The sequence below is a fragment of the Clavibacter phaseoli genome, from assembly GCF_021922925.1.
GTDB classification, from domain to species: Bacteria; Actinomycetota; Actinomycetes; order Actinomycetales; family Microbacteriaceae; genus Clavibacter; species Clavibacter phaseoli.
In genome coordinates, this window is the sequence record NZ_CP040786.1 from 342,300 (window position 1) to 364,264 (window position 21,965).

The 21,965-nt window shown below is 75.1% G+C and carries 26 protein-coding genes; 15 read left to right on the plus strand and 11 right to left on the minus strand.

The annotated features are described in order from the left end of the window. Nucleotides 1–41: 41 nt before the first annotated feature. The 3 genes from FGI33_RS01645 to FGI33_RS01655 all read left to right on the plus strand — a co-directional run bounded on the left by FGI33_RS01645 (nt 42) and on the right by FGI33_RS01655 (nt 2,512). On the plus strand, nt 42–506 hold the full coding sequence (locus FGI33_RS01645) for a Dabb family protein (protein ID WP_119435770.1): 465 nt from the start codon (nt 42–44) through the stop codon (nt 504–506). A gap of 109 nt (nt 507–615) precedes the next feature. Next, a complete protein-coding gene (locus FGI33_RS01650; RefSeq protein WP_237582162.1) occupies nt 616–1,644 on the plus strand; it encodes a CPBP family glutamic-type intramembrane protease in 1,029 nt (342 codons plus the stop codon). Nucleotides 1,645–1,723: 79 nt separating this feature from the next. After that, nucleotides 1,724–2,512, plus strand: coding sequence for an SDR family oxidoreductase (locus FGI33_RS01655; RefSeq protein ID WP_119434622.1), 789 nt, complete (start codon nt 1,724–1,726; stop codon nt 2,510–2,512). A gap of 85 nt (nt 2,513–2,597) precedes the next feature. On the opposite strand, the gene FGI33_RS01660 is transcribed toward FGI33_RS01655, so the two are convergent. The 3 genes from FGI33_RS01660 to FGI33_RS01670 form a co-directional block, all read right to left on the minus strand. After that, nucleotides 2,598–3,053, minus strand: coding sequence for a hypothetical protein (locus FGI33_RS01660; protein ID WP_119434623.1), 456 nt, complete (start codon nt 3,051–3,053; stop codon nt 2,598–2,600). A gap of 147 nt (nt 3,054–3,200) precedes the next feature. Continuing rightward, nucleotides 3,201–4,265 carry an NAD-dependent epimerase/dehydratase family protein gene (locus tag FGI33_RS01665; protein ID WP_119434624.1) on the minus strand — a complete coding sequence of 355 codons (1,065 nt, stop codon included), beginning with the start codon at nt 4,263–4,265 and terminating at the stop codon, nt 3,201–3,203. Beyond that, entirely contained in the window at nt 4,262–5,164 is a 903-nt protein-coding gene (locus tag FGI33_RS01670) for an MTAP family purine nucleoside phosphorylase (protein ID WP_119434625.1), read from the minus strand. Before FGI33_RS01670 ends, FGI33_RS01665 begins: the two co-directional genes overlap by 4 nt. A 106-nt stretch (nt 5,165–5,270) precedes the next feature. Between FGI33_RS01670 and FGI33_RS01675 the strand changes: the two genes are divergently transcribed. Continuing rightward, nucleotides 5,271–5,927, plus strand: coding sequence for a hypothetical protein (locus FGI33_RS01675; protein WP_119434626.1), 657 nt, complete (start codon nt 5,271–5,273; stop codon nt 5,925–5,927). Here FGI33_RS01675 and FGI33_RS01680 read toward each other — a convergent pair. Both FGI33_RS01680 and FGI33_RS01685 read right to left on the minus strand, forming a co-directional pair. Then, nucleotides 5,882–6,655, minus strand: a complete 774-nt coding sequence (locus tag FGI33_RS01680) for an isocitrate lyase/PEP mutase family protein (protein WP_119434627.1) — start codon at nt 6,653–6,655, stop codon at nt 5,882–5,884. The genes FGI33_RS01675 and FGI33_RS01680 overlap by 46 nt on opposite strands. A gap of 94 nt (nt 6,656–6,749) precedes the next feature. Beyond that, nucleotides 6,750–6,974: a hypothetical protein gene (locus tag FGI33_RS01685; RefSeq protein ID WP_237582163.1), complete on the minus strand. Its 225-nt coding sequence runs from the start codon at nt 6,972–6,974 to the stop codon at nt 6,750–6,752. A 133-nt stretch (nt 6,975–7,107) separates the two neighbouring features. Between FGI33_RS01685 and FGI33_RS01690 the strand changes: the two genes are divergently transcribed. From FGI33_RS01690 to FGI33_RS01705, 4 genes are read left to right on the plus strand one after another with little or no spacing between them, the layout of a single operon-like run. Continuing rightward, nucleotides 7,108–8,400 (plus strand): molybdopterin molybdotransferase MoeA, encoded by a 1,293-nt coding sequence (locus tag FGI33_RS01690; RefSeq protein WP_237582164.1) that lies wholly within the window; start codon nt 7,108–7,110, stop codon nt 8,398–8,400. Then, nucleotides 8,393–8,890 carry a cyclic pyranopterin monophosphate synthase MoaC gene (moaC, locus tag FGI33_RS01695; RefSeq protein ID WP_119435609.1) on the plus strand — a complete coding sequence of 166 codons (498 nt, stop codon included), beginning with the start codon at nt 8,393–8,395 and terminating at the stop codon, nt 8,888–8,890. Before FGI33_RS01690 ends, moaC begins: the two co-directional genes overlap by 8 nt. Beyond that, nucleotides 8,887–9,441: a MogA/MoaB family molybdenum cofactor biosynthesis protein gene (locus FGI33_RS01700; RefSeq protein WP_119435608.1), complete on the plus strand. Its 555-nt coding sequence runs from the start codon at nt 8,887–8,889 to the stop codon at nt 9,439–9,441. Before moaC ends, FGI33_RS01700 begins: the two co-directional genes overlap by 4 nt. Continuing rightward, nucleotides 9,438–9,869 carry a molybdenum cofactor biosynthesis protein MoaE gene (locus tag FGI33_RS01705; RefSeq protein ID WP_053775041.1) on the plus strand — a complete coding sequence of 144 codons (432 nt, stop codon included), beginning with the start codon at nt 9,438–9,440 and terminating at the stop codon, nt 9,867–9,869. Before FGI33_RS01700 ends, FGI33_RS01705 begins: the two co-directional genes overlap by 4 nt. A 25-nt stretch (nt 9,870–9,894) precedes the next feature. Here FGI33_RS01705 and FGI33_RS01710 read toward each other — a convergent pair whose 3' ends face one another. Then, nucleotides 9,895–10,065 carry a hypothetical protein gene (locus FGI33_RS01710; RefSeq protein ID WP_182478516.1) on the minus strand — a complete coding sequence of 57 codons (171 nt, stop codon included), beginning with the start codon at nt 10,063–10,065 and terminating at the stop codon, nt 9,895–9,897. 143 nt (nt 10,066–10,208) lie between these two features. Next, nucleotides 10,209–11,492, minus strand: a complete 1,284-nt coding sequence (locus FGI33_RS01715) for an MFS transporter (RefSeq protein WP_237582165.1) — start codon at nt 11,490–11,492, stop codon at nt 10,209–10,211. A gap of 148 nt (nt 11,493–11,640) precedes the next feature. Here FGI33_RS01715 and FGI33_RS01720 point away from each other — a divergent pair, with 148 nt between their 5' ends. Beyond that, a complete protein-coding gene (locus tag FGI33_RS01720; protein ID WP_119402553.1) occupies nt 11,641–13,458 on the plus strand; it encodes an ABC-F family ATP-binding cassette domain-containing protein in 1,818 nt (605 codons plus the stop codon). A gap of 12 nt (nt 13,459–13,470) precedes the next feature. On the opposite strand, the gene FGI33_RS01725 is transcribed toward FGI33_RS01720, so the two are convergent. Continuing rightward, entirely contained in the window at nt 13,471–14,325 is an 855-nt protein-coding gene (locus FGI33_RS01725) for a hypothetical protein (RefSeq protein WP_237582166.1), read from the minus strand. A 61-nt stretch (nt 14,326–14,386) separates the two neighbouring features. Further along, nucleotides 14,387–15,271, minus strand: a complete 885-nt coding sequence (locus tag FGI33_RS01730) for a hypothetical protein (protein ID WP_237582167.1) — start codon at nt 15,269–15,271, stop codon at nt 14,387–14,389. 344 nt (nt 15,272–15,615) lie between these two features. Between FGI33_RS01730 and FGI33_RS01735 the strand changes: the two genes are divergently transcribed. From FGI33_RS01735 to FGI33_RS01745, 3 genes are read left to right on the plus strand one after another with little or no spacing between them, the layout of a single operon-like run. After that, nucleotides 15,616–16,548: a MetQ/NlpA family ABC transporter substrate-binding protein gene (locus tag FGI33_RS01735; protein ID WP_119435132.1), complete on the plus strand. Its 933-nt coding sequence runs from the start codon at nt 15,616–15,618 to the stop codon at nt 16,546–16,548. Then, nucleotides 16,545–17,582 carry a methionine ABC transporter ATP-binding protein gene (locus FGI33_RS01740; protein WP_119435131.1) on the plus strand — a complete coding sequence of 346 codons (1,038 nt, stop codon included), beginning with the start codon at nt 16,545–16,547 and terminating at the stop codon, nt 17,580–17,582. Before FGI33_RS01735 ends, FGI33_RS01740 begins: the two co-directional genes overlap by 4 nt. A 1-nt stretch (nt 17,583) precedes the next feature. Then, nucleotides 17,584–18,243, plus strand: coding sequence for a methionine ABC transporter permease (locus tag FGI33_RS01745; protein ID WP_119435130.1), 660 nt, complete (start codon nt 17,584–17,586; stop codon nt 18,241–18,243). A 33-nt stretch (nt 18,244–18,276) separates the two neighbouring features. Here FGI33_RS01745 and FGI33_RS01750 read toward each other — a convergent pair whose 3' ends face one another. Beyond that, nucleotides 18,277–19,173, minus strand: coding sequence for a LysR family transcriptional regulator ArgP (locus FGI33_RS01750; protein WP_237582168.1), 897 nt, complete (start codon nt 19,171–19,173; stop codon nt 18,277–18,279). Between the two features lie 51 nt (nt 19,174–19,224). Between FGI33_RS01750 and FGI33_RS01755 the strand changes: the two genes are divergently transcribed. The 3 genes from FGI33_RS01755 to FGI33_RS01765 are packed head-to-tail and all read left to right on the plus strand — an operon-like array spanning nt 19,225 to nt 21,417. Continuing rightward, on the plus strand, nt 19,225–20,043 hold the full coding sequence (locus tag FGI33_RS01755) for a LysE/ArgO family amino acid transporter (RefSeq protein ID WP_237582169.1): 819 nt from the start codon (nt 19,225–19,227) through the stop codon (nt 20,041–20,043). 2 nt (nt 20,044–20,045) lie between these two features. After that, nucleotides 20,046–21,053, plus strand: coding sequence for an LLM class flavin-dependent oxidoreductase (locus FGI33_RS01760; RefSeq protein WP_119403242.1), 1,008 nt, complete (start codon nt 20,046–20,048; stop codon nt 21,051–21,053). A gap of 7 nt (nt 21,054–21,060) precedes the next feature. Next, nucleotides 21,061–21,417: a TraR/DksA family transcriptional regulator gene (locus FGI33_RS01765; protein WP_119434440.1), complete on the plus strand. Its 357-nt coding sequence runs from the start codon at nt 21,061–21,063 to the stop codon at nt 21,415–21,417. A gap of 28 nt (nt 21,418–21,445) precedes the next feature. Here the strand turns inward: FGI33_RS01765 and FGI33_RS01770 are convergent, their stop codons facing one another. Then, nucleotides 21,446–21,949 (minus strand): MarR family winged helix-turn-helix transcriptional regulator, encoded by a 504-nt coding sequence (locus tag FGI33_RS01770; protein WP_119402264.1) that lies wholly within the window; start codon nt 21,947–21,949, stop codon nt 21,446–21,448. Nucleotides 21,950–21,965: the final 16 nt, after the last annotated feature.

The window sequence follows — 21,965 nt, forward strand, 5'->3', positions numbered from 1 at the left end:
CTGACCGCGCCGTCGCGGCCGGATCGGGCCAGGATCCGGACATGACCAACGACGACCGCCCCGCCCTCACCGACGCCCAGCTCACCGCCCGCGACCACGTCCCCGGGCTCGTCCACCACGTCGTGCTCTTCCGGCTCCGGGACGACGCGACGCCCGCCGACCGCGACGAGGTGGAGCGCCGCTTCCGGGCGCTCGCCGACTCGCCGCACCCGGACGGCACGGGCCCCTACATCCGCTCGCTGCACGCCGGACGGCAGTCCAGCCCCGAGGGCGTCGGCCGCGGCTTCGAGCTCGGCTTCGTGCTGACCTTCTCCTCGGAGGGCGACCGCAACCTGTACCTCGGCGAGCCGCTGATCGCGGATCCGTCCCGCATCGACGCGCAGCACGCCGCCTTCAAGGCCTTCGTGGGGCCGCTGCTCGCGCCGGATCCGCAGGGGGTGCTGGTGTTCGACTTCACGGAGCAGGGGACGTCGGCGGGCGGGACGGCGGGGGCGCCCGCGGCCTGATCCCGCGCCCCAGATGCGGGCCGCACCCCCGTCGGGGTCGCGCGCCGGGGATCCGGCGGCCAGCATGGCCGGGAGGTCCCCGACACCGCCCGCCGACGAGACGAGTCCCGTGCCCGCATCCGCCCGCCCCTCCTCCGCTGCCCGCTCCGCGTCCGCCGACCGCGACGACGCGGCCGTCGTCCCCGCGGATCCGCGCCTCGGCCCGCAGACGCGTCGCCCCCAGCCGTGGATCCGCGCCGTCGCGGTCGCGCTCCTCGCCTGGATCGCGCTCGGCGCGGGGCTCGGCCTCGCCATCGGCATCGCGGAGGCGGTGACGGAGGCGACCGGGGGCGGCCTGCTCCCGAAGGTCGTGCTGCAGGCCGTGCTGATGTCCGCGCTCGTCGTGCCCGCCGTCGTCCTGCTGCGGAGGCGGCTCGACCGGCGGAGCCTCGCCGGCCTCGGCCTGTCGCGGCGGATCGGCCGGCCGATCGCGCTGGGCGTCGGGGTGGGCGCGGTGACGGGCGCGGTCGTGTGGGTCCCGGCCGGTCTCCTCGGCTGGATCCGCGTCGACGGCTTCGACCTCGCCGCCTTCGCCGGGTTCCTCCTCCTGAACGGCGTCGTCCTCGCGCTCTACGAGGCGATCCCGGAGGAGCTCGCCCTCCGCGGCTACATGTGGACGAACCTCCGCGACGGCACCGGGCTCGTCGTCGCCACGGTCGTGACCACCGCCCTCTTCCCAGCGATCGGCCTCGTCATCGAGTCCGGCCGCTGGATCGTCCGGACCGTCGCGGGATCCGACACCGGCGCCTTCACGCCGATACCCGAGGGCAGCGACGCGATCGCCTACGTGCTCCAGCTCGTCCTGTTCGGCCTCGCGCTCGTCGCCGCGCGGCGGATCCCGATGGAGGGCGCGCTCCTCGTCGCGATGGCGTTCCACTGGACGCAGCTCACGGTGACCCGCGCGCTGCTGGGCGGCATGGGCTGGGCGTCGTCGGGCTGGGACGTGGCGTTCGTCGAGCCCGACGCGATCGCGCTGGTGCTCGTGCACATCGTGCTGGCCGGGCTCGTCTTCGTCGCGGTGCGGAAGCGGATGGAGCGGCGGCAGACCGAGCTGCGGCCGGCGCACGGAGCGCGCGTCCAGGAAACCGACCTACGGTAGGGATGTTCATGCGATCGCATGGATCAGTGGCTCCGCCCACGAGACGCGGGCCGCCGTCCCCGACTCGTCAGGAGACCCCATGACCACCACCCGCTTCACCGACAAGGTCGTCCTCATCACCGGCGGAGGATCCGGCCTCGGCCGCGCCGCCGCCGTCCGCCTCGCCGCCGAGGGCGCGCGGCTCGCGCTCGTCGACATCTCCGAGAAGGGCCTCGCCGCGACCGTCGAGGCCGTCCGCTCCGGCTCGCCCGACACCGAGATCCTCACCGTCATCGCCGACGTGTCCCAGGAGTCCGACGTCGCCGCGTACGTCGACCGGACCGTCGAGCGCTTCGCCCGCATCGACGGGTTCTTCAACAACGCGGGCATCGAGGGCCGCCAGAACCTCACCGAGGACTTCACGGCGAGCGAGTTCGACAAGGTCGTCGCGATCAACCTCCGCGGCGTGTTCCTCGGCCTCGAGAAGGTGCTCGCCGTCATGCGCGCGCAGGGCTCCGGCATGGTCGTCAACACGGCGAGCGTCGGCGGGATCCGCGGCGTCGGCAACCAGTCCGGCTACGCGGCCGCCAAGCACGGCGTCGTCGGCCTCACGCGCAACTCGGCCGTCGAGTACGGCCAGTTCGGCATCCGGATCAACGCGATCGCGCCCGGCGCCATCTGGACCCCCATGGTCGAGGAGTCGATGAAGCAGATCAGCGCCGACGACCCGCGCGGCGCCGCCGAGGAGTTCATCCAGGGCAACCCGACGAAGCGCTACGGCGAGGCGGACGAGATCGCGTCGGTCGTCGCGTTCCTGCTCTCGGACGACGCGGCGTACGTGAACGCGGCCGTGCTGCCGATCGACGGCGGGCAGTCCGCCAAGTACTGAGCGGTACGGATCGCGCCGGCCGCGAGGGCGGTCGGCGCGATCCCCGCGGTCGGCGCGGTCTCGGCACTCCCCGCGCCTGGCGCGCTCAGCCGAACGGCGCGGTCGGGACCTGGCAGGTGACCGGCTGGCCGGCGGCCGCGGTGGAGGTGGCGATCTCCGTGACGCCGTCGACGAGGATCCGGCAGGTCAGCACCTCGCCGTCGACCGGGGTGGCCTGCACGAAGGCCCAGTCCTCCGCGGTGACGACCGACTCGACCGACCAGATGGAGCTCGCCGAGTCGTCGCCGGGCGCGAGCGACGCCTGGCCGACCTCCTTCACGATCGACGGGCGCCCGCGGTGCGAGGCCTCGGCGTACGACACGTCGGCCAGGCCGCCGTCGGCGGGTCCTGAGGTCGTCACCTCGTAGGTGATGGCGTAGATGTCGGCGATGTCGTCGGTGATGCCCGAGCAGCCCGCGAGGGCGAACGATGCGGCGCCGGCGACGGCGACGAGGGCGATGCCGAATCGGCGGCTCACGCTGCGAGGCGATGCGGAGGTCATGCCCCCAGTCTCGTGCGCGGGCCGCGCGGATCTCGTCGGCCGCAGGTGCCGCGATCCCCGCCCGAGCGGCACCCGGGTACGACTCGCGGGGGAGCCGGGCGCGAGGCGGGGCGGATCCGGTCGTCGCCGGATCCGCGCGCGGCCGAGTCAGACCACCGCGCTCCGCAGCGGCGCCGTCGCGAACTCGCGCATGCCCTCCTCGAAGGTCATGCGCGGCTCCCAGCCGAGCTCCGTGCGCAGGCGCTCGGACGACGCCGTGATGTGCCGGACGTCGCCGAGCCGGTACTCGCCCGTGGTGACGGGCGCGGATCCGCCGGCCTCCCGCGCGAGCGCCTCCGCCATCTCGCCGATGGTGTGCACGGTGCCGCTGCCGACGTTGAAGGCGCGGAACGACCCGGCCTCGTGGGTCCCGGTCCAGGCGAGCGCGGCGAGGTTCGCGCCGGCGACGTCGCGCACGTGCACGAAGTCGCGGCGTTGCCGGCCGTCCTCGAACACGCGCGGCGCCTCGCCGCGCGCGAGGGCGGAGCGGAACAGCGACGCGACGCCCGCGTAGGGCGTGTTCTGCGGCATGCCGGGGCCGTAGACGTTGTGGTACCGGAGCGCGGCCGCACGACCGCCGGTGGCGCGGGTCCACGAGCTCGCGAGGTTCTCCTGCGCGAGCTTGGTGGTGGCGTAGACGTTGCGCGGATCCAGCGGCACGTCCTCGCCGATGAGCGTGGGGACGAGCGGCTCGCCCGTCGCGGGATCGAGGGGATCGAACATCCCGGCGTCGAGGTCGGCGACGCGGCGCGCGGGCGGGCGCACCGGGCCGTCGGCGCCCGCGTAGGCACCCTCGCCGTAGACGACCATCGAGCTCGCGAGCACGAGCCGGTCGATGCCCGCGCGGGTCATCCCGGCCAGGAGGATCGCGGTGCCGCCGTCGTTCGTCGTCACGTAGTCGGGCGCGTCGAGGAAGTCGACGCCGAGGCCGACCTTCGCGGCCTGGTGGCACACGAGGTCGACGCCGTCGAGGGCGCCGGCGACGGCGTCGGGATCCGTGACGTCGCCGCGCACGAGCTCGACGCGCGGGTCGACCTCCGGCTCGCCGCCGTGCACGTCGGCGCGCAGCGAGTCGAGCACGCGCACGCGCCGGCCCTCCTCGAGCGCGGCCTGCACGATCGCGCCGCCGATGAAGCCGGCGCCTCCCGTGACGAGGAGGATCCCGTCGCTCACGAGCGCGCGCCGGTCGCGCCGGTGACGGGCCGGGCGAGCACGGACGCGACCGCGTCCGCGTCGATGAGCGGGCGTCCGCGGTAGTCGTCGGGGATCGCCCGGACGACCGCCTCGATGGCCCGCACGATGCGCGGCTGCGCCTCCCTCAGGCGCGTGAACACGAGGTCGGCCGTGACGGCGTCGCCCTGCTCGCCGGGCAGCGGCGCGAGGCCCGCGTCCGCGTCGGTGACGAACGACAGGTTGACCGTGCCGATGTTCAGCTCCGACGCGAGCACCACCTCGGGGTACTGCGTCATGTTCACGATGTGCGCGCCCGCCTGGCGGAACCAGAGCGACTCGGCGCGGGTGGAGAAGCGCGGGCCCTGGATCACGACGACGGTGCCCGACGTGCGCAGCGGCCCCGCGGGATCCGCCTTGTCGCCGCCCTCGAGCTCGACGAGCGCGGCGGCCGCGAGGGCGTGCAGCTCGGGGTCGAAGGGATCCGCGGCCGACAGGTGCTGCACGACGCCCTGGTCGAAGAACGTGTCGGGCCGGCCCCACGTGCGGTCGAGGAGCTGGTCGGTGAGCACGAGCGATCCCGGCGGGTAGTCCGGCGAGACGCCGCCGACCGCGGACGACGACACGATGGCGGAGACCCCGAGCGACGCCAGCGCCCAGATGTTCGCGCGGTAGTCGATGAGGTGCGGCGCGACCGAGTGGTCGGCGCCGTGCCGGGTGAGGAACGCGACGCGGCGGCCCGCCAGCTCGCCGACGGCGACCTCGCTCGAGGTCGGGCCGAACGGCGTCTCGATGCGGTGCGACGTGCTCGTCGCGGGGTCGAGCAGGGCGTAGAGGCCGGATCCGCCGATGACGCCGATGTCGGCGCGCGGGGCGGATGCGGGTGCGGTGGTGTCGGTCATGGGACTCCTCGGGTCGTCGACCCAGTCAATCAGGGGCACGGTGGGTGCGCGCAGGACGCGACCCGCGGCGGATGCCCGGGCGTCGTCCGCGTGCTGGACTGGGGCGATGAGCACCGCCGACGCGCCGCCCGACCGGACCGCCGTCCCGGTGGGGCGCCTCGTGACCGTCCTCGTGGTGCTGGGCCTCGCGGGCGTCGTCACGGCGGGCGGGAGCGTGATGCTCGCCGCGCGGATCCGGGCCTCGTCCACCGGGTTCGAGGTGGACGGCCTCTCGCTTCTGCTGCCGGGGCTCGGGGTGACGGCCGTGGTCACGTTCCTCGCGGCGGCGACGACCGCGCGCATCGCGCGCGGCGCCCGACGCATCCAGGCCGATGCGCTGGGCCGGCACGCGGCCGCGCTCGCCCCCGTGCCGCTCGGGGTGACGGCCGCGCTCGTCCTGCTCCTGTGCGAGCATGGCGACCTCGCCGAGGTCGTCGCACGACGCCCGGGGCTCGCCATCCTGCCGGTCGCGCTCTTCGGGACGGCCGCGGTGGCGCAGGTCGTCGCCGCTCGGGCGCGCGGCCGGGTGATGCGGATCCGCGCCCTCGGGGTCGCGGGCGCGGCGCTCGTCGGGGCCGCCTGCGCGATGCCGTACCTGATGTCGGCCGCGGTGCAGAGCGGCGCGCTGGTGCTGTGCGCCGCCCTGCTGCTCCGGTCGACCCGAGGCGCGGGATCCGCTCAGTTGAGCGGCCGCGTCCCCTCGGGCAGCACGCCGCCCGCGTAGAGGTCCTTCGCCGTGTCCTGCAGGGCCGTGAGCGCGACGCGCTGGGTCCACGGGCCGTAGGAGATGCGGCCGACGCCGAGCTCCTCGAAGCGCGCGGGGGAGAGGGATCCGGGGATGCCGATGACGGTGAGGCGCTGCGGGCCGACGGCGTCGACGAGGGTGCGCACCTCGTCCTCCGTGAGCGGGCCGGGCACGAAGACGCTCGTGGCGCCGGCGGCCATGTAGGCGCGCGTGCGCTCGACGGCGTCGGCCAGGATGTCGGACCGGTCGCGGTCGCCGCCCAGCACGTACGCGTCGGTGCGGGCGTTGAGCGCGAACGGCACGCCCTCGGCCTGCGCGGCTGCGACGGCGGCCTCGACCGCGCGGATCGAGTCGTCGAGGGGGCGCATGCCGTCCTCCAGGTTCGCGCCGACGACGCCCACGCCGATGGCGCGGCGGATCGTCTCGCCCGCGTCCCCGTAGCCCGACTCGAGGTCGGCGGAGACGGGCTGCTCGACGGCGGCGACGATGCGGCCGATCATGTCGAGGTGGAGGTCGAGCGGGATCCTCTCGCCGTCCTCGTAGCCGAAGGTGGCGGCGATGGAGTGGCTCGCGGTGGCGAGCGCCTTGGTCTCGGGGAGCGCGCCGATGGCGGCGGCCGTGATGGCGTCCCACACGTTCACCACCCTCAGGAGCTCGGGTGCGGTGTGGAGGTCGACGAGGGTCTGCCCGCGGGCGGCGATGGTCATCCTCCGACCCTAGGACGGCCGGGCGCCGCGCGGCAGGGGCGGCTTCGGGACGCGGACACGGATCCGGTCCCGCGCCCTGGGGAGGAGCGAGGGGTCAGCGCGGGCGGTCCGCGGCGGATCGCACGGCGGAGACGACCAGGCCCGCGCCCGCCGTGAGCAGCGCGAGGGCCGCGACGAGCACGAGCAGGCCGAGGTCGGATCCGCCCGTGTAGACGACCACCCCGGCGACGCCCAGCGCGAGCGCGGCGGAGAGCAGCACGGCGCCGATCGCGGCGACCACGCGGCGGCGGACGGCGGCGCGGCGCTCGTGCGGATCCATGCGCTCAGGGTCCCGCGCCCGGACCGCGACGGCAAGGCCCGTGTCCGGGGCGCGGACGGCGAGGGAGGACGACCGCGCATCGGGATCCGGCGGCGACGGGAGAGGACGCGGCCGCGTCGGGGATGATGGGGTGATGACCCCCGACCGCCCCGCGGACCGACGACGACGCACGGTCGACGAGCACCGCGCGGCCGTGTCCGCGCTCCTCGCCCCGCTCGCCGACCTCCCCGCGGAGGAGCTGCCCGTCTCCGCGGAGGCGCTCGCCGCGGATCCGCACCGCTACGCCGACCGCGTGCTCGCCGGCGACGTCACGAGCCCGCTCGACCTGCCGCCGTTCCGCAACTCGCAGATGGACGGCTACGCGGTGCGCGCGGCCGACCTCGCGGGCGCGAGCGACGCGGATCCGGCCGTCCTCCGCATCGCCGCGCGGATCCCCGCGGGCGTCGCCCCCGCGCCCCTCGCTCCCGGCACCGCGGCGCCCTGCATGACCGGCGCCCCCGTCCCGCCCGGCGCCGACGCGATCGTGCCCATCGAGGCCGCGATCCCCGACCGCTTCGTCGACGAGGACGCGACCGACGCGACCGTCTCCTTCGCCGCCCCCGTGGATCCGGGCGCCTTCGTCCGCGCGCAGGGCAGCGACCTCGCCGCGGGCGCCGTGCTCGTCGCCGCGGGCAGGCGCCTCCTCCCCGCCCACTGGGGCGTGCTCGCCTCGGCCGGCATCGCGACCGTCGCTGTGCGCCGCCGACCGGTCGTCCTCCTCCTCTCGACCGGCCTGGAGCTGCGCGGGCCCGGTGAGGAGCTGGCGCCCGGGCAGATCCACGACGCCAACTCCGTCGCGCTCGCCGCCGCGCTCGCGGCCGCCGGGGCGGAGGTCCGGACGCTGCGGGTCGCCTCCGACGACGCCGACCGCGTGCGCGACGCGATCCGCGACGCCGCCCCCGGCATCGACCTCCTCCTCACCACGGGCGGCGTCAGCGCCGGCGCGTACGAGGTCGTGCGCGACGTGCTCACCGGCGGCGTCGAGTTCGTCTCCGTCGCCGTGCAGCCGGGCGGGCCGCAGGGGCTCGGGACGGCGGAGGTCGGCGGCGCGCGGATCCCCGTGGTCGCCTTCCCCGGCAACCCCGTGAGCGCCCTGGTCTCGTTCGAGCTGTTCCTCCGGCCGGTGCTGCGCGCGCTCGCCGGGCACCCGCGTCCCGACCGCCCGTCCTGCGAGGCGCCGCTCGCCGCGCCCCTCGACTCGCCTGCCGGCAAGCACCAGGTGCGGCGCGGGCGCCTCGGCGCCGACGGCCGGGTCGTCGCGGTCGGGGGCCCCGGATCCCACCTCCTGCACGCGTACGCGACCGCCACCCACCTCGTCCACATCCCCGCAGGTCTCGACCGGCTCGAGGCCGGCGACCCCGCCACCGTCTGGAGCATCGATGACTGATCCCGCCCCGAGCGCCGCCGCGCCGTCCCTCACCCACCTGCGGCAGGACGGATCCGCGCACATGGTCGACGTCACCGACAAGGCCGTCACGAAGCGCCGCGCCGTCGCGCAGGCGGTGCTCGTCACGCGGCCCGAGGTGGTGGCGTCCGTGATCGCGGGCGACCTCCCCAAAGGCGAGGCCGTCGGCACGGCGCGCATCGCGGGGATCATGGCGGCGAAGCAGACGTCGAGCCTCATCCCGCTGTGCCACCCGCTGCCGATCGGCCGCATCGAGATCGACATCGCGGGCGCCGACGACCGGCTCACCGTCGTCGCGTCCGTGAGCACGACGGGCGTCACGGGCGTCGAGATGGAGGCGCTCACCGCGGCGTCGGTCGCGGCGCTCACGCTCTACGACATGGTCAAGGCGGTGGACGCGCGGGCCGTGATCACCGACGTGCTCGTGCGCGAGAAGCAGGGCGGCAAGTCCGGCGACTGGGCCCGCCCGTGAGCGCGGCGGATCCCCGCGGCCGCGCCGTCGTGATCGTCGCCTCCACGCGCGCCGCGGCGGGGGAGTACGAGGACCGCACGGGTCCCGTCATCGTCGCCTGGCTCGCCGAGCGCGGCTTCGAGGTGGGCGCGCCGGTCGTCCGCGCCGACGGGCCCGGGGTCGCCGCGGCGCTCGCCGAGGCCGTCGCGGGCGGCGCGCGCGTCATCCTCACCACGGGCGGCACGGGCATCACCCCCACCGATCGCACGCCCGAGGCGACGGCGCCGCTGCTCGACCTCAAGATCCCCGGGATCATGGAGGAGGCCCGCCGCACGGGCGTCGCCCATACGCCCACCGCCGTGCTCACGCGCGGGCACGCGGGACTCGCCGGCGGCGCGTTCGTCATGAACCTGCCGGGCTCGCCGGGCGGCGTGCGCGACGGCCTCGGGGCGCTCGACCGGATCCTCGACCACGTCCTCGAGCAGGCCCGCGGCGCCGTGCACCCCGCCACGGATCCGGCCGCGGACACCGCGGTCCCTGGCGCCGACGACGCGGCCGGAGCGACGTCGTGACCGCCGACCGCGTGCTCTTCGCGCGCATCGCGGGCGGCGCGATCCGCGTCGAGGACTGCGCCGACGCCGTGCGCGCCGACGACGCGGGAGCCGTCGTCACCTTCGAGGGCGTCGTCCGCGACCACGACGACGGCAAGGGCGTCCTCTGGCTCGACTACTCCGCGCACCCGGCCGCCCGTCAGGCGATCCGGCAGGTCGCGCTCGACGTGTCGGCGCGCTACCCGGACGTGCGGATCGCGGTCGAGCACCGCATCGGGCGGCTCGGGATCGGCGACGTCGCGCTCACGTGCGCCGTCTCCTCCGCGCACCGGGCCGACGCGTTCGCCGCGTGCGGCCTGCTCGTGGACGAGGTCAAGCAGCGCGTCCCGATCTGGAAGCAGCAGGCCTTCGACGACGGCACGAGCGAGTGGGTCGCCTCGCTCGGGTGACCCGATCCGAGGCGACCGACCGGGGCTACGCCTTGGGGGTCTTCGCGGCGTTGTAGCGGCGGCGCAGGCTGCCGAGGACGATCGTGCCGAGGACCAGGATGATGCCGATGATCCCGAGCCAGACGAGGCCCTTGATGGCGAAGCCGACCACCGTGAGGATCAGCCAGAGGACGAGCAGGACGACGATGAACGCCATGGGGTGACCTTCCGTTCGGGACCCGCCGGCACGGCGCCGGGGGAGGGGCGCGCCCGGGCACCTGGATCCCCCGCGCGGCGCCCCGATGCTACCCCCGGCCGGCGACCCGGCGGGGACACCGCGGGGCCGGCCGGGCGGGGGGCTCAGCTCCCCGCGGCGTCCATGGCGTCGGCGATCCGCTCGGCCCGGCGCGTGCGTCGCCCGGTGAGCTGCAGCACGAGCGCGACCAGTGCGCTCGCCGCGACGAAGGCGCCGTAGACGGCGAGCACGATCGGCAGCCCGTCCGCCTCCACGAAGACGCCCGCGACGATGCTCGGCACCCCGAAGGCGAGGTAGCTCGCGACGTAGACGGAAGAGAGGAGGCTGGCGCGCTGGTCGACGGGCGCCTCCGCGAGCACGAGCCGGAGGCCCGCCTGGAACCCGGCGCCGAAGCCGACGCCGCCGATCACCGCCGCGACCGCGAAGAGCGGGAGCGAGGCCGTCCAGATCGCCGCGACGAGGCCGACCGGCCCGAGCACGAGCGCGACGACGCCGACGATGAGGCTGCGGCGGGCGTCGCGCGTGCGGATCACGATGCCGGTGATGGCGCCCGTGCCGGTGAAGAGGGCGATCGCGGCGCCCGTGAGCGCGGCGCTGTGCAGGCCGAAAGTGGTGCCGAGCACGGATCCGATGAAGGCCAGGAACATGCCGCCGAGCGCCCAGCTGGCGATCATGCCGCCGACGACGGCGGTGAACACGGAGCGGGCGGCGCGCGGCACCGCGACCGACGGCACGAGCGAGCGGAACGCGCCCGCCCGCCGCGGCTGGCGCTCGGGCACGAACGCGACGGCCACGCCCGCGGCCACCATGAGCGCGGCGAGCACGACGAAGACCGTCTCCTCGGGCGCGGGGCCGTAGGCCACGAGGAAGCCGCTGCCGAGCGCGCCCACCGTGAGCGCCGCGGGCGGCACGACGCCGTTGAGGAACGCGGCGAGGCCGGAGCGGCGGGTGGGCTGGTGGTCGATCATGCCGGCGCCGAGGGCACCGGTGGCGAGGCCGATCGCGAGGCCCTGGAGGATGCGGGCGACCACGAGCGCGAGGCCGTCGTGCGCGAAGGCGAACACGAGCATCGCCGCGGTGGAGACGGCGAGGGCGCCGAGGATCACGGGGCGGCGGCCGATGTGGTCGGAGAGGCGGCCGGCCGTGAGCAGCGTCGCGAGGAGGCCGGCCACGTAGACGGCGAACACGATCGTGAGGACCACGGGCGGCAGCGCCCACTCCTCCTGGTACACGGGGTAGAGGGGCGAGGGCGCGGCGCCCGACGCGACGAGCACGAGCAGCGTCAGCGCGTAGACCAGGAGGCCGGCGGCCGACTCGCGGCGCGCGGGCGCCGCGTCGGGCGAGACGGCGGCGGGGATCGATGCGGTGTCGGTGCGGCTGGTCGTCATGGGCGCTCCTCGCGGTGGGCGGATCCCCGGGCGCAGGCGCCGGGCGGGCTGCTCCCCGTCGAGCGCGCGGCCCTCGCGGGTCACGATGGGGGCCAACGGCGGGCGGCTCGCGGGAATTCCCCGGGCGGGGGTCACCTAGGCTCGTGCGGTGGCCCATCTGCTGGGAGCCGAAGCGCTCCACCTCGAGTTCCCGACGCGCGTGATCTTCGACGACGTGACCATCGGGGTGAACGAGGGCGACCGCATCGGCATCGTCGGACGCAACGGCGACGGCAAGTCGACCCTCCTCTCCCTCCTCGCCGGACGCCTGGAACCGGACTCCGGCCGCGTCACCCGCCGCCGCGGGATCACGATCGGCGTCCTCGACCAGAGCGACACCCTGCCCGACGGCCAGACCGTCGGCGAGGCCATCGTCGGCGGCATCGACGAGCACGAGTGGGCGGGCAACCCGCTCGTCCGCGACGTGATCGACGGCCTCGCCTCCGACGTGCCGTGGGACGCCGACGTCGCGAACCTCTCGGGCGGCCAGCGCCGCCGCGTCGCGCTCGCGAAGCTCCTCATCGGCGACCACGACATCCTCTTCCTCGACGAGCCCACCAACCACCTCGACGTCGAGGGCATCGCCTGGCTCGCCGGCCACCTCCGCCGCCGCTGGGCGCCGAACTCGGGCGGCCTCATCGTCGTGACCCACGACCGGTGGTTCCTCGACGAGGTCGCGAACGCCACGTGGGAGGTCCACGACCGGCTCATCGAGCCGTTCGAGGGCGGCTACGCGGCGTACATCCTCCAGCGCGTCGAGCGCGACCGCAGCGCCGCCGTCTCCGAGGCGAAGCGCCAGAACCTCATGAAGAAGGAGCTCGCGTGGCTGCGCCGCGGGGCCCCCGCGCGCACGGCCAAGCCGAAGTTCCGGATCGAGGCGGCCAACGCCCTCATCGCCGACGAGCCGCCCGCGCGCGACACGGTCTCGCTCGCGTCGATGGCGATGCAGCGGCTCGGCAAGGACGTCGTCGACCTCCTCGACGTGTCCGTGAGCTACGGCGAGAAGCAGATCCTCAAGGACGTCGAGTGGCGCATCGCGCCCGGCGAGCGCACGGGCATCCTCGGCGTCAACGGCGCGGGCAAGTCCACGCTCCTGTCGCTCGTCGCCGGATCCCTCCAGCCCACCACCGGCAGGGTCAAGCGCGGCAAGACCATCAAGGTCGCGGTGCTCACGCAGCAGCTCGACGAGCTCAAGGACGTGCTGGACGACCGCGTCTCGACCGTCATCGGCCGCCAGCGCACCACGTACGTCGCGGGCGGCAAGGAGATGACGCCCGGCCAGCTCCTCGAGCGCCTCGGCTTCACGAGCGCCCAGCTGTCGACGCCCGTCAAGGACCTCTCGGGCGGCCAGAAGCGCCGCCTCCAGCTCCTCCTCATCGTGCTCGACGAGCCGAACGTGCTCATCCTCGACGAGCCCACCAACGACCTCGACACCGACATGCTCGCCGCCATGGAGGACCTCCTCGACTCGTTCCCCGGCACGCTGCTCGTCGTGAGCCACGACCGGTACCTCATCGAGCGGGTCACCGACCAGCAGTACGCGGTCATGAACGGCAACCTCCGCCACCTCCCCGGCGGCGTGGAGCAGTACTTGAAGCTCCGCGCGCAGCCCGGCAACGCCGAGAAGGCGACCGTCGCCCGGCCCGACGAGGTCGGCGGCCAGGCCACCGCGACGCTCGGCGGATCCGGCGGCTCGCAGCTCCAGGGCGCCGAGCTGCGGAACGCGCAGAAGGAGCTGGCGAGCATCACGCGCAAGCTCGAGAAGGCGGACACACGCCGCCGCCAGGCGCTCGACGCCATGGCGGAGCACGACCCGAACGACTACGACGGGCTGGGCAAGCTGAACGAGGGCGTGCGCGCGATCGAGGCCGACGTCGAGGCGCTCGAGTCGCGCTGGATGGAGCTCAGCGAGCTGCTCGAGGGCTGATCCCGTGGTAGGTCAGTAGGCGAGCAGGACGTCCGGCGAGCTCAGCGTCAGCGTCCCGTCGGGGGCCCAGACGACGCTGAGCCCGCCGCCGGCCATCCGCACGCTGCCGTCGAACGCGCGCGCCGGCACGTCCGCGATCCAGGTGACCTCGAGGCCCGAGACGGCGAGCTGGGCGGGCGGGGCGCACGACGCGACGCCGGAGCCGGGGCTGTTCCCCTCCGCGGGCGAGGATCCCGTCCACGGGTACACGAGCACGCATGCGTCGCCGGAGATCGTGCGCGCCACGTAGAGGCCGACGCTCGTCTGCACGCCGCGGATGGAGGTGAGGTCGATGTCGCCGCCCGGCGAGCGCGGCGGGGTGTCCGCCTCCTGCTGCGGGGCGGCGAGGATCCCGTCGACCGCGAGGGGCGCCGAGGTGCGGCTGATGTCGGTGCCGAGCAGCGAGCGCACGTCCGCGGGATCCGGCGCCGGCGCGGCCTCGTCGGTCGCCGTGGCGGACGGGGTCGCCGTCGCCGTGGCCGTCGAGTCGGCGGACGGCGCCGCCGATCCGCCGAGGCCGACGGCGACGCCCGCGCCCGCGAGCAGCCCGACGACGAGGGCGCCGCCGGCCCAGGCGAGCGGGCGGCGGGAGCGCGCGGGGGGATCGGCCGGCGCGGACCCGTGGTCCTGGGCGTCCTGCGCGTCCGCGTCCGCGTCGACGGCGCGGGAGGCGGGTCCCGACGCGCGCTCGCGGCGGGTCAGCTCGGCGGCCGCGTCGATCCACCGCTGGTCCGTCTCGTCGGCCCCCTGCGCGTAGACGCGCTGGCGCAGCGCGTCGAGCGGCAGGGCGGCGAGGTCGTCGTCCGGCCTCGGTGCGCGTGCGTCCATGGTGGTGCCCCTTCCCCGCGACGACCCTCCCACATGCCCGCCGCGGTCCGTCGGGGCCCCTCTAGTACGCGAGGATGCGGTCGGGCGTCGTGAGCGTGATGAGGTCGTCGCCCGACCAGGTGGCCTCGACGTCGCCCGTGATCATGCCCGTCGAGCCGTCGCGGTTGCGCGACGGGAACTCCGTGGTCCACGCGATCCGCAGCCCGTCGGACGCGACGCGGTCGGGCGACGCGCACGTGACCACGCCGGCCCCGCCGCTCGGGAACACCAGGAGGCACAGGTCGCCTGTCACCGAGCGGGCCGCGTAGAGCCCGACGCTCGTCTGCACCACGCGGACGGAGGAGGCGTCGACGTCGGCGCGCACGGCCTTCGGCGGGCGGTCCGCGTCCTCCTGCGGGGCGTCGAAGATGGCGCCGACCGGGCGGCTGCGCTGGTCGGAGGTCGAGTCGGGGCCGAGGAGCGCGGGGCCGTCGGGGCTCGCGGCGGCGGCGGGCGTGGATCCCGCGGCGGCCGACGGCGCGTCGCCGCTCGGGCTCGGTGTGCCGTCGGCGGCGGTCGTGGCGGGGGATCCGGTGCCGAGCGCGACGCTGACGGCGGCGCCGGCGACGAGTCCCACCGCGAGCGCGGCGACGGCGATCCCGACGAGCACGCGGCGGGGTGCGCGGGGCTGGGCGGCGGAGCCGTCGGCATCGCCCGGGGCGGCCGGGTCCTCGTCCTCCCGGGTCGCGTCGTCCGTCGCACCGGCCGCCGCGTCCGTCCGGTCGTCGTCGTCGGATCCGCGGACGGCGTCGGCCGCGGCGGGCCGGGACGCGCGCTCGCGGCGGGCGAGCTCGCCGGCCGCGCGGATCCACCGCTCGTCGCTCTCGTCGGCCCCCTGCGCGTACACGCGCCGTCGCAGCTCCTCGACCGGGAGCGCGGAGACGGCGTCGTCGTCGTCCTCGTGCATGGGCACCTCCGAGGCCGACCCTGCCACATCCCGCGGCCGGTGCGGGGTGTCCCCGTGTTACGGCCCGGTTCGACACGCCCCCGCCCCGCCGCCTACCGTCGAGGTGCTGCAGGGACGCGGCCACCGGCCGTCGTCGGCGTCCCGCACCGCATCGCAGGCGAGGACGCCGTCCGCGCGCGCCTCCCGGAGACATCCCGTCCGGACGCCCCGGTGCGTCCGCTCGACCGCGTCGGCGCGCGCACCCGCGCGTCGTACGCCGGCATCCCGCGTCCCGCAGCCGCACCACCGCACGAGCACCCGCACCACCGGACAGCACCGGCGCCCGCACCACCGAGAGGACCCCCATGACCACCCAGGCACCCCTGATCGACGCCCCGAAGCGGAGGAACCGCCTCGGCCTCATCATCGGCGCGGTCGTCGTCGTCCTCGCGATCGTCGCGGCCGTCCTCTTCGCCGTCGGCGCCTTCGCGGGCGGCGGCAAGGCCGTGCGCATCGGCGTCGTCGGCGCGAGCGACCCGCAGTGGCCCCTCTTCGTCGAGGCCGCGAAGGAGGAGGGCATCGACGTGCAGATCGTCGACTTCACCGAGTACCCGCAGGTGAACCCGGCGCTCAGCGAGGGCGAGATCGACCTCAACCAGTTCCAGCACCTCGTCTACCTCGCGCAGTACAACGAGGGCACGGGCGACGACCTCGAGCCCATCGGCGCCACCGCGATCTACCCGCTGGCGCTCTACTCGCAGAAGCACGCGTCGGTCGACGAGATCCCCGAGGGCGGCACCGTCGTCGTCCCCAACGACGAGTCGAACCTGGCCCGCAGCCTCCTCGTGCTCCAGAACGCCGGCCTCGTGACCCTCAAGGGCGGCGGATCCAGCGTCTCCACGCTCGACGACGTCGACCAGGCCGCGTCGAAGGTCACCGTCACCACGGTCGACGCCGCGCTCACCGCCACGTCGCTGCCGGACGCCGACGCCGTCATCATCAACAACGACTTCGTGACCGACGCCGGCCTCACCGCCGACGACGCCATCGCGCAGGACGACCCGAGCGACCCGAACTCCCTCGCCTACGTCAACGTCTTCGCGGCCCGCGCCGACGACGCGCAGGACGAGACGTACCTCAAGCTCGCGCAGATCTTCCGGGACACCCCCGCCGTGGTCGACGCGGTCGTCGAGAACTCGGGCGGCACCGCCATCCCGCTGCAGACGCCCGAGGACGAGCTGCAGAGCCTCCTCACCACCACCGAGAAGGCCGTCGCCGAGAAGAAGGCGGCTCGATGACGGACGCCCCGCACGTCTCCCTGCGGGGCGTCGGCAAGCGGTACCCGCCGCGCGCGAAGGGCGAGCGGGCCCTCGAGGCCCTCGCCGACGTCGACCTCGACATCCGCCGCGGCGAGGTCTTCGGGATCATCGGCTACTCGGGCGCCGGGAAGAGCACGCTCGTGCGGCTCGTGAACGCGCTCGAGCGGCCGACCGCCGGCACCGTCTCGGTCGACGGCCGGGAGATCCAGGGCCTGCCCGAGCGCGAGCTGCGCAAGCTGCGGCTCGGCATCGGCATGGTGTTCCAGCAGTTCAACCTCTTCACGTCGAAGACCGTCTGGGGCAACGTCGCGTACCCGCTCACGGTCGCCGGCATGCCGAAGGACCAGCAGCAGCGCCGGATCAGCGACCTGCTCCACTTCGTCGGCCTCGCCGACGAGGCGCACGCGCGGCCCGACGAGCTGTCCGGCGGTCAGAAGCAGCGCGTCGGCATCGCCCGCGCGCTCGCGACGAGCCCCGCGATCCTCCTGGCCGACGAGGCCACGAGCGCGCTGGATCCGGAGACCACGAGCGAGGTCCTCGCGCTCCTCCGCCGGGTCAACGAGGAGCTCGGCGTGACCATCGTCGTCATCACGCACGAGATGGAGGTCATCAAGTCCATCGCCCACCGCGTGGCCGTCATGGACTCCGGCCGCGTCATCGAGCAGGGCGAGGTCTTCGACGTGTTCTCCCGGCCCACGAGCGACGCCGCGCGCCGCTTCGTGTCGACCGTGGTCGCGGGCGTGCCCGAGGCCGAGGAGGTCCAGCGCCTCCGCCGACGGCACCCGGGGCGCCTCGTCACGCTGTCCTTCGCGGACGGCGGCGCCACGCAGGCCGAGGTGTTCCAGGCGCTCGCCGCCGCGGGCATCGCGTTCGAGGTCGTGCACGGCGGCATCACCGACATCCAGGGCCGCACGTTCGGCAACCTGACCCTCGCGCTCGGGGGCGACCCCGCGCGCATCGACGAGGTGCTCGCGGCCGACCGCGCCGGCGTCACCGTGACGGAGGTGGTCTGAGATGGACGCGCTGACCCCGCTCCTCCCGCTCCTCGGCCAGTCGACGGTCGAGACGCTCGTGATGGTGCTGCTCACGCTCCTGTTCGGCGGACTCGGCGGCCTCGTGATGGGCCTCGGCCTCTACCTGACGCGCGCCGGCAGCCTGCTCCCGAGCAGATCCGTGTTCGCGGTCCTCAACGTGGTCGTCAACACCTTCCGGCCGATCCCGTTCGTGATCTTCCTCTTCGCCGTGCAGCCGCTCGCGCGCGTGGTCACCGGCAGCGGCATCGGGCAGTCCGCGGTCATCTTCACGCTGTCGCTCGGGGCGTCCTTCGCGATCAGCCGCATCGTCGAGCAGAACCTGCTCACGGTGCAGCCGGGCGTGATCGAGGCGGCCCGCTCCGTGGGCGCGAGCCCGGTGCGGATCATCTTCACGCTGCTGATCCCGGAGGCGCTCGGCCCGCTGATCCTCGGCTACACGTTCGTCTTCGTGGGCATCGTCGACATGACCGCGGTCGCGGGCGCGATCGGCGGCGGCGGCCTGGGCAACTTCGCGATCGTCTACGGCTACCGGCAGTTCGAGCCTGTCGTCACGTGGGCGGCGGTGCTCATCATCATCGTGCTCGTGCAGGTGGTGCAGCTCATCGGCAACCGGATGGCCCGGGCGGCGCTCCGGCGCTGACCGTCCCGCGCGCCACCCGCCGCGGCCGCCCCGCTACCTCAGCGAGGCGGCCGCGGCGCGCACGTGCCGGGTGAGGTCGGCGAGCACGGGGGAGTCGACGCTCCAGCGCTGCCAGTGCAGGGCCACGTCCACGTGGGATCCCGCGTCCAGCGGCGCGAGCGCGCCCGACGCGACGAGCTCCTCGCTCTGCAGGTCGGGCAGCATGCCCCAGCCCATGCCGAGCGTGACCGCCGTGACGAACTCCGCGGACGACGGCACGTAGTGGCGCGGCTGGCCTGCGGGCGCGCGCCGGCCGCGCAGCCAGCGGTCCTGCATGGCGTCCTTGCGGTCGAACATCACGAGCGGCGCGACCGCCAGCGCGCTCGGCGTGGGCCCGTCGGGCAGGTGCGCGGCGACGTAGGCGGGCGTCGCGAGCGCGCGGTACCGCATCCGCCCGAGCCGCTCCGAGGTGCAGCCCTGCACGGGGTCCTTCACGCTCGTGACCGCGGCCATCGCGGATCCGTCGCGCAGCAGGTCGAGGGAGTGGTGCTCGTCCTCGCGCAGCACCTCCACCGCCTGGCCGGTCTCGGCCGCCAGCGCCGCGAACGCGGGCAGCAGCCACGACGCGAGCGAGTCGCCGTTCACGACCACGGGCACGGCCGCCGTCCCCGCGCGCGGCGCCTCGCCCTCGCCCACGCCGAGCAGCCCGTCGAGGTCGCGCTCGAGCAGGAGCACCTGGCGCGCGTGCCGCAGCACGGCGTCGCCCGCCTCGGTGGTGGTCGCGGGGCGGGTGCGGCGGAGGAGCACGCGGCCGGCGCTGCGCTCGAGCGCCGTGATCCGCTGGCTCACCGCGGAGGGCGTGAGCCGAAGCGCGCGGGCGGCCGCGTCGAGCGTGCCCGCGTCGATGACGGCGGCCAGGGTGCGCAGGTGCTCGGTGCGGATGTCCATCATCAGCGATGCTAATGGTGCCGCAGGAACATGAGCTGGTCTGATGCGCGCCCGGTGCCTAGCGTGGAGGCCATGCACCCGCTCGCGCACGCGCTCTCCGGCTTCGGCCTCGGCTTCTCGCTCATCGCCGCGATCGGTGCGCAGAACGCCTTCATCCTCCGGCAGGGCACGCGGCGCGAGCACGTGCTCGTCGTGGTGCTGATCTGCGCGGTCTCCGACGTGATCCTCATCGCCTTGGGCGTCAGCGGCGTCGGCGCGCTCATCGAGGCGGCGCCCGTCGCGATCGTCGTCATCCGCATCCTCGGCGCCTGCTTCCTCGCCGGCTACGCGGCGCTCTCGCTGCTCCGGGCCGTCGCGCCGCGGGGCCTCGCGGTCGCCGCGTCCGCGCCGCGCGCGCTCGGCGCCGTCGTCGCCGCGTGCCTCGCGCTCACCTGGCTGAACCCGCATGTCTACCTCGACACCGTCCTCCTCGTCGGATCCGTCGCGGCCGGCCACGGCGACGGCCGCTGGGCGTTCGGCCTCGGCGCGATGGTCGCGAGCTGCGTCTGGTTCACGCTCCTCGCGACCGCCGCCCGGGTCTTCGCGCCCGTGCTCGCGCGCCCGGCCGCCTGGCGCGTGCTCGACACCGTGATCGCCGCCGTGATGCTCGTGCTCGCCGTGCAGATCCTGCTGCCGCTCGTGCCGGCCGGGCTGGGGGAGGGGACGCGGATGGCCGTCGCCACCGCGATCTGCGCGGCCCTCGCCGGCGCCGTGGCCGCGTGGTCGGTCGCGCGCCGACGTCGTGCCGATGCCGCCCGCGGGGACGCGACGCCGGACGACGCCCCCGCCCCGGACGGGCTCGGAACAGTCGGGGCACCCGCGCTGTTGGGATGAGCATGACCGTCCCGCTCTCCATCCTCGACCTCGCCCCCATCGCCCCCGGGGAGACCGCCCGCGACAGCTTCCAGGCCTCCGTCGCCCTCGCCCAGCAGGCGGAGCGCAGCGGCTACCGGCGCGTCTGGTACGCGGAGCACCACAACATGGCGTCCATCGCCTCCAGCGCGACGAGCGTGCTCATCGCCCACGTGGCGAGCCAGACGTCCACCATCCGGCTCGGCTCCGGCGGCGTCATGCTGCCGAACCACTCGCCGCTCACCATCGCGGAGCAGTTCGGCACGCTCGAGACGCTGCACCCGGGCCGCATCGACCTCGGCCTCGGCCGCGCCCCCGGCAGCGACCAGGCCACGTTCCGGGCGCTCCGCCGCGATCCCGGATCGTCCGACCGCTTCCCCGAGGACGTCGTCGAGCTGCAGGGCTTCCTCGCCGGCGAGAGCCAGGTCCCCGGGGTCTCCGCGACGCCGGGCGCCGGCACGCGCGTGCCCCTCTACATCCTCGGCTCCTCGACCTTCGGCGCCCAGCTCGCCGCGGCGCTCGGCCTGCCGTTCGCCTTCGCGTCGCACTTCGCGCCCGACATGCTGCTCGACGCCATCGCGATCTACCGCCGCGACTTCCGCCCGTCGGAGCAGCTCGACGCGCCCTACGCGATCGCCGGCATCAACGCCATCGCGGCCGACGACCGCGCCGACGCCGAGCGCCAGTTCGCCGACGTCCGCCGCGCCCGGCTCATGATGCTGCTGCGCCAGAGCGGCCAGATCCCGGCCACGCAGACCTTCACCGACGACGAGCTCGACCGGCTCCTCGAGGCCCCCGTCGGCGCGCACGTCGCCAGCATGATGACCTACACGGCCGTCGGCACCGGCGCCGAGGTATCCGACTACGCGAACCGGTTCGCGGAGCAGGCGGGCGTCGACGAGGTCATCGTCGGCCACGCGTCGCAGCGGACGCCCGAGCGCCTCCGCTCCGTCGAGCTGATGGCGGACGCGCACGCGCTCGTCGCCGCGTAGCGGGTCCGTGGCCGACGACTCCGCGGCCGCTCCCGCGGACCCGCGCGCGGCCCTCGCCGCGCTGCGGGCCGACACGCTCGCGCTCATCCGCGGGCTCGACCGCGACGTGGCGGCGATCGTGGAGGCCAGGCAGGACGCCAACTCCGACGACGAGCACGACCCCGAGGGCGCGACCCTCGCGTTCGAGCGCTCGCAGTCCGACGCGATGATCCGCGAGGCGCGCGTGCGCCTCGCCGACGTCGACGCCGCGGTCGCGCGCCTCGACGCGGGGACCTACGGGCGCTGCGAGGTGTGCGGCGAGGCCATCCCGGCGGGCCGGCTCGAGATCCGCCCGGCCGCGCGCCGCTGCGTCGCGCACGCCTGAGGCGGACCGCCGGTCCGGATCGCGCGGGTCAGGCCCCGTCGTCGTCGAGGTCGAGGATCAGCTGCCGCAGCAGCCCCGCCAGCACGTCGCGGTCGGCGCCCGGCATCGTGTCGAGGAGCTCGGCCTCCTCGGCGACGAGCCGGGTGATCGCGGTGTCGACGCGCGTGCGCCCCGCGTCCGACATGACCACGAGGATCCCGCGGCCGTCGTGCGGATCCGTCCGGCGCTCCACGAGGCCACGCGCCACGAGCCGGTCGATGCGGTTCGTCATGGTGCCCGACGAGACGAGCGTCTGCTGCAGGAGGGCCTTGGGGCTGAGCTGGTAGGGATCGCCCGCCCGCCGGAGCGCCGACAGCACGTCGAACTCCCACGACTCGAGCTCCGACTCCTGGAACGCCGAGCGCCGCGCCCGCTCCAGCAGGCGAGACAGGCGCCCGACGCGCGACAGCACCTCGAGCGGGGAGAAGTCGAGGTCGGGCCGTTCACGCCGCCACGCGTCGACGATGCGGTCGACCTCGTCGCGGCTGGGCATCCCCCCATCATGCCGG

Bases quoted from the DNA above. Each gene is read 5' to 3' on its own strand.
- FGI33_RS01770 (WP_119402264.1), bottom strand. From the start codon at position 21,949: ATGCCCAGCCGCGACGAGGTCGACCGCATCGTCGACGCGTGGCGGCGT.
- moaC (WP_119435609.1), top strand. From the start codon at position 8,393: ATGACTGATCCCGCCCCGAGCGCCGCCGCGCCGTCCCTCACCCACCTG.
- FGI33_RS01760 (WP_119403242.1), top strand. From the start codon at position 20,046: ATGACCGTCCCGCTCTCCATCCTCGACCTCGCCCCCATCGCCCCCGGG.
- FGI33_RS01690 (WP_237582164.1), top strand. From the start codon at position 7,108: ATGACCCCCGACCGCCCCGCGGACCGACGACGACGCACGGTCGACGAG.
- FGI33_RS01735 (WP_119435132.1), top strand. From the start codon at position 15,616: ATGACCACCCAGGCACCCCTGATCGACGCCCCGAAGCGGAGGAACCGC.
- FGI33_RS01725 (WP_237582166.1), bottom strand. From the start codon at position 14,325: ATGGACGCACGCGCACCGAGGCCGGACGACGACCTCGCCGCCCTGCCG.
- FGI33_RS01745 (WP_119435130.1), top strand. From the start codon at position 17,584: ATGGACGCGCTGACCCCGCTCCTCCCGCTCCTCGGCCAGTCGACGGTC.
- FGI33_RS01740 (WP_119435131.1), top strand. From the start codon at position 16,545: ATGACGGACGCCCCGCACGTCTCCCTGCGGGGCGTCGGCAAGCGGTAC.
- FGI33_RS01660 (WP_119434623.1), bottom strand. From the start codon at position 3,053: ATGACCTCCGCATCGCCTCGCAGCGTGAGCCGCCGATTCGGCATCGCC.
- FGI33_RS01710 (WP_182478516.1), bottom strand. From the start codon at position 10,065: ATGGCGTTCATCGTCGTCCTGCTCGTCCTCTGGCTGATCCTCACGGTG.
- FGI33_RS01715 (WP_237582165.1), bottom strand. From the start codon at position 11,492: ATGACGACCAGCCGCACCGACACCGCATCGATCCCCGCCGCCGTCTCG.
- FGI33_RS01670 (WP_119434625.1), bottom strand. From the start codon at position 5,164: ATGACCGACACCACCGCACCCGCATCCGCCCCGCGCGCCGACATCGGC.
- FGI33_RS01685 (WP_237582163.1), bottom strand. From the start codon at position 6,974: ATGGATCCGCACGAGCGCCGCGCCGCCGTCCGCCGCCGCGTGGTCGCC.
- FGI33_RS01655 (WP_119434622.1), top strand. From the start codon at position 1,724: ATGACCACCACCCGCTTCACCGACAAGGTCGTCCTCATCACCGGCGGA.
- FGI33_RS01680 (WP_119434627.1), bottom strand. From the start codon at position 6,655: ATGACCATCGCCGCCCGCGGGCAGACCCTCGTCGACCTCCACACCGCA.
- FGI33_RS01675 (WP_119434626.1), top strand. From the start codon at position 5,271: ATGAGCACCGCCGACGCGCCGCCCGACCGGACCGCCGTCCCGGTGGGG.
- FGI33_RS01645 (WP_119435770.1), top strand. From the start codon at position 42: ATGACCAACGACGACCGCCCCGCCCTCACCGACGCCCAGCTCACCGCC.
- FGI33_RS01730 (WP_237582167.1), bottom strand. From the start codon at position 15,271: ATGCACGAGGACGACGACGACGCCGTCTCCGCGCTCCCGGTCGAGGAG.
- FGI33_RS01750 (WP_237582168.1), bottom strand. From the start codon at position 19,173: ATGATGGACATCCGCACCGAGCACCTGCGCACCCTGGCCGCCGTCATC.